The following is a 1,057-nucleotide window of genomic DNA, read 5'->3' as shown; positions in this document are numbered from 1 at the left end:
GTCGACCGCTTCGGGCTTGAGATCTTGCGCCCCAGAGAGCGCCGGGCACCCCAGATGCCCAACTCGATCCCGGTCCTGATCGAGCACCGCATCCTCGCCTTCGCGCTCGGGCACCCGGGCAAGGGGCCGGCAGCGATCGCCTCTGAGCTCGCTCGTGAGCGAAACGGCGGCTTCCGGGTCTCGGCCAACGGCGTCTACCGCGTGCTGCGCCGCCACGGCCTGCAGACCAGAGCGCTCCGCAACGGACTGCTGGCCGGCTATGCCGCACCACCCGAGCGTGTGCGCGAACCGGAGCCCGAGCGCCACATCCAAGTCGAGCGCCCCGGTGAGCTCGTGCAGTTCGACTGCTTCTGCATCGGGCGCCTTGCCGGCACGAAGGGCGTGGTGTGGCAGTACACCGCGATCGACGCGGCGAGCAGCTTCACCTGGGCCGAGCTGCACGTGACCCCGCGCAACCCCGACGTGCGCTTCTGCTCGGCGCTCGCGCACCGCGTGGCCCGGGACCTGCGCGATGCGGGCTGGGACTTCGAGCGGGTCACGACTGACAACGGTTCGGAGTTCCGCGATCACCACTTCGACGCCGAACTCGACCGACTCGGTGTGCTCCACACGCTGATCCGGCCCGGGCGACCCCAGTCGAACGGGTTCGTGGAGCGCGTGCAGCGCACCATCCTCGAGGAGTGCTGGAAGCCCGCGTTCGCTCGCTATCTCGTCCCGAAGTACATGGGTCTTCGGCGCGAGCTCGAGCGGTACCTGCGGGAGTACAACTACGACCGGGCGCACAACGGGCGCCTGACCAAAGGCCGGACGCCCGCTGAGGTTCTCGGTGCGGCCAAGATGTGGAAGTAGCAGACGGGATGTGTCGCTACATCTCGGGGTCAGTACACCCTAGCGTCACGGGGGCGCGGATCTCCCGGGTGCGGACGCGCGCCCGTCGTGGGGCCGCCTACGGCTCAGATCCGCGGCGGCACGCGGCGCTGAGGGCGCTGTCAGTCCCGGGGGAGCGCTCGTGGCACACGACGAGAACGCCCGCCGGATCGGCGGGCGTTCTCGGGGG

1 protein-coding gene is annotated in these 1,057 nt (G+C 70.1%); it reads left to right on the top strand.

The window, feature by feature from the left end:
- The first annotated feature begins 54 nt into the window (after positions 1–54).
- Positions 55–849 carry a transposase family protein gene (locus FDZ70_11315; protein TLM65009.1) on the top strand — a complete coding sequence of 265 codons (795 nt, stop codon included), beginning with the start codon at positions 55–57 and terminating at the stop codon, positions 847–849.
- Positions 850–1,057: the final 208 nt, after the last annotated feature.

Source organism: Actinomycetota bacterium (assembly GCA_005774595.1).
Taxonomy (GTDB): Bacteria; Actinomycetota; Coriobacteriia; order Anaerosomatales; family D1FN1-002; genus D1FN1-002.
This window is presented reverse-complemented; position numbering and strand designations above follow the sequence as displayed.

Bases quoted from the DNA above. Each gene is read 5' to 3' on its own strand.
- FDZ70_11315 (TLM65009.1), top strand. From the start codon at position 55: ATGCCCAACTCGATCCCGGTCCTGATCGAGCACCGCATCCTCGCCTTC.